Origin of the sequence: Moraxella sp. CTOTU47579 (assembly GCF_032004885.1) — a bacterium.
Taxonomy (GTDB): Bacteria; Pseudomonadota; Gammaproteobacteria; order Pseudomonadales; family Moraxellaceae; genus Faucicola; species Faucicola tetraodonis.
Genome location: NZ_DALZOJ010000032.1, coordinates 1 through 4,011, shown reverse-complemented (window position 1 = coordinate 4,011; position 4,011 = coordinate 1). Strand labels below are relative to the sequence as shown.

Here is a 4,011-nt window from a genome sequence, read left to right as displayed (position 1 = left end):
TGATGCCTCATCAAGTTTAACATCATCTTTAGTGATTGGCGTTGTTTCAATCACTTGTTCTGGTACGAATCGTACTTGCAGTTTAGCTTGTGGGCGACTTGGAAAGCGAGCCTTAGATAATGCAATAATTTTTTGTTCCATTAAATGGATATCGCTATATTTCGGTGGCGTTAAACCTTGTAATAATACGCGAATAAGGTAAGGTTTAGACGTATCAGTAGGCGATTTTTTAGGGGTTTTATCTGCCACATCATAGCTAATGCTAACTACATAATTTGGCTGATTTGCAATGGATTGTTTAACAATTTTATTGACGGCTGCTTCATAACTTTGTTGTTTAAGTTTTTGCTGAAAATTCAGGGTTAAATAAATACTAATCCCGATTAACAGTACTAAGGATACGGCATTGCGACGTATAAATAGCAAGCTTTGCTGCCATTTAGAATCCTTAACTTTTTCATCTTCTGCAGCATCCGTATCAAGCCTTCGAAACCCTGCAACCCAGAGCACAAGGGCATTGGTAAACTGAATCGCTAAGATATTGGTTAGCGTGAGAATCAATGCCCCTAATGCCAAATCGTATTTACCATTTGCTAACAATATGCCGCTAGCGGTCAGCGGTGGCACCAAAGCGGTTGCCACTGCTACTCCTACTACGGCAACAGATAAATTGCGAGAAATCATGGCATACGCGCCGGCAGTTCCGCCTGCGAGTGCTACCATCACATCCATAGTATTGGGGGCGGTACGGGCGATGATTTCTTGGCTTTGTGACTGTTCTGGGTAAAGCCAACCCAATATCATACCAATCGCATATATCAGCACACCGCCTGAAAATAACGTCAGTAAGGATTTTTTGAGTAAGGCAAAACGCGCATCGATAATGGCTAGCGCAATACCGCTGATAGGACCAATTAGCATCGCAACCAGCATTGCACCAATCACAACCGCTGGGGAATTTGCTAATAAGCCAAATCCAGCAATAATCGCTGCTAATCCATTGAGCAAATAAAAACTACGAGTCGGCAAAGCACCTGATTCAATGTCGATGCGCACCTGCCGGTAATCAATGGTTTGCTCGCTATTCTTTTTAGCGAGATATTGTTTAAACGCTTCGTATTGGGTTTCTTGTTGTGCTTCTAATTGTTTTTGGGTGGCTTGATGGATATTTTTATCGACAGATTCAGGGGTGATATTAGTTATTGCAGCGTTTGAGGAATCGACAGCATGGATTTGCTTATTGGTAGTCGAGTCAGTTTCTGTGGTCGAATTTTTATCAGTTTCGTCCTCATTTTCATTGGCATTGCTGCTAAGCTGCTCATTCACTGCTTGGGCAACAGCTTCAATGGTGTCTTCATCAAAGCCTTGCTCGGTCAAGTTTTCGATATCTTCTTGTGTCAGTGCAAGGTTATCAGTTACTTCTACCGGTGTCGTGCGGCGAGCGATTGAGGTCTTACGCAAGCTAGAAGATAGATTGAACGGGTTATAATGATCTTTTATTTTGGTAAACGTTAATGTGCTTAAATCCATCATAATAATTTTACTTGATTAAAGGACAAGGTTAGTTTTTTATATCTGAACTATTTTCTATTTTTACCAATAATGGATGGTTGGTATCCAATGTAGTAACCGGAAAAGGAATGGATATATTCGCTTCTTCCAATGCCTCCTTAACCAAAATAATAACTTCATTGATAGAAGCTACTCGATTAGTCTGTGTACCATCATCGATAAACCAACGCACCCTTAAAACCACGCTGCTATCTGCTAATGCTGTAGCAATTACAGACGGTTCTGCCAGTTTCGAGACCGTTGGCGCTGCCTTTAACACACTTAAAATCACTCGTTGAGCATCAATGATGTTGTTTTCATACCCGATGCCTACATCGAATTCTAGACGGCGTTGTGAATAGGCAGTATTGACGGTCATGGTACTGGTATAAAGTTGAGAATTAGGAATTACGACTTTTCTGCCGTCATAGGTGCGGATTGTGGTTGCACGTATTTGAATATCTTCGACCGTGCCTTCAAAATTGCCCGAAATAATTTGGTCGCCAATACGAAATGGCTCTGATAATAATAACAATATGCCTGATAATAGATTTTGGAAGATGTCTTTAAAAGCAAAACCAATCGCAACCGACCCTATCCCTAATGCACTAATGAGTTTACCCGGTGTGAAGCTTGGTACAGCGATAATCATGGCGACCATAAAGCCTAAAAATAAAATAAGTGCACTACCCACCCGCCTAAAGACTGTAACTAAATTTTGATGGTGTTTACGACTCCCTAGTATTCTAGTGACCGCTTTTTTAAAAAAAATCGACAACACCCAAAATATTACAAACACAAGTGAAGCAACTATCAAATATGGAATGCGGCTTATCATCTGCTGCAATAGATGATTCGCTGATGTCATAATGGTTTGGTATTCATTCACCTTGTCGCCCAGCATATCCGCTTGGCTCACCATACTGACATAGGCAGGCAAATAATCAATAAAAAATAGGATTAATTCAAACATATCGATACCTTTAAAGCACCTTTAGCTGACTGGCTGTCACACTTTTTGCCACTCGGCCAATCGTTAGACCTTGAATTAAAATGGAAAATACCACAATCGCATAAGTCAACGTTAATAACAAATCTCGCTCGGCACCGGCAGGTAATTGTAATACTAATGCCACTGAAATACCGCCTCGCAGTCCACCCCAAGTCAATACTTTCCAAGCACCTTTGGGCAAACCTAAATATTTTTGTAGATTAAACGTTACACCGCCAACAACCATCAAACGAGCGAGTAAACCAATCGCTACCGCTAATATCGCCGCTATTAGCAAATTGCTATTCAAACTCACCATCACAATTTCAAGACCAATCAATACAAACAAAATGGCGTTTAAAATCTCATCAACGAGTTCCCAAAACAAATCCACATAGTGACGAGTATTATCGCTCATGGCATAGCTTCGCCCTTGATTGCCGACCATTAAACCCACGACAACCATCGCAAGTGGTGCTGATAAATGCCAGTGGCTGGCCAACGCATAACCGCCTAATACCCCAGCCAAGGTTAATAACACCTCTTCTTGATACGAATCAATGCTTTTTAACAAATAATACAGCACGGCACCTAGTAACAAGCCAAATGAAATACCGCCGCCTGCTTCAATTAACAATAAATGCCCAATATGCCCTGCTGTTGGTATCTCGCCGCTTGTCAGTACGCCAAGTAGCAACATAAAAATCACCACCCCAACCCCATCATTAAATAATGACTCGCCCGAAATTACGGTGTTAAGGCTTTTAGGGGCATTAGCATTGGCTAAAATCCCCATAACAGCAATCGGGTCGGTTGGTGAAATGAGCGCCCCAAACAATAAACACCAGATAAAACCAAGGTTAAACCCTAGCCATTGTAAGGCGACATACGTCAGTCCTGCGACAATAAAGGTTGATACCACCGTACCTACCACAGCAAGCAAGGCTATAGGCAGCTTATAGCGTCGTAAATCTTGCAAGTTGATATGCAATGCACCAGCAAATAACAACATGGAGAGCATCCCATCCATGAGTATTTCAGTGAAATCAAGCTGACCGACCAGCATTTTTTCATAATCAATCAGTGTATCAAACCCTAAGGCATTGAGAACAATCGCAATAAGTGACAGCAGCAGTGAGATGACCATCACACCGATGGTAGTCGGTAGACCGATAAAGCGATGATTGATATAAGCAAGTAAGGCAGTCAAGGTCAAGAAAATAGCAGCAATGTCAAAAGCATTCATGCGTCTGATCTCAAAATAAAATTTGTATCAGTGTAGCGAAAACTAATGCATAATTCAGCTAAAATCGCAATAAGGGTGTTGATGTGAATTACTTAGGGTTCAATCTTAGACAAGCATCGGCTCTTTGTCTTTAACCTGGGGTCAGCACAGAAAACGGAGAAATAGGGATTTAACGACTTTTGTCGAGTATTTTTAAGTATCCTTTAATTGTCTAAAAAACCAG

The 4,011-nt window shown here is 41.2% G+C and carries 2 protein-coding genes and 1 pseudogene; all 3 read right to left on the bottom strand.

Annotation, left to right across the window (positions count from 1 at the left end; all coding sequences use genetic code 11):
- A pseudogene (locus RTP55_RS11050) lies at window positions 1-1,413 on the bottom strand (DUF389 domain-containing protein); the annotation flags it as partial.
- Window positions 1,414-1,561: 148 nt separating this feature from the next.
- Entirely contained in the window at window positions 1,562-2,524 is a 963-nt protein-coding gene (locus RTP55_RS11045) for a mechanosensitive ion channel family protein (protein WP_312386055.1), read from the bottom strand.
- Window positions 2,525-2,534: 10 nt separating this feature from the next.
- Window positions 2,535-3,788, bottom strand: coding sequence for a cation:proton antiporter (locus tag RTP55_RS11040; RefSeq protein ID WP_065263969.1), 1,254 nt, complete (start codon window positions 3,786-3,788; stop codon window positions 2,535-2,537).
- Between the last annotated feature and the right edge of the window lie 223 nt (window positions 3,789-4,011).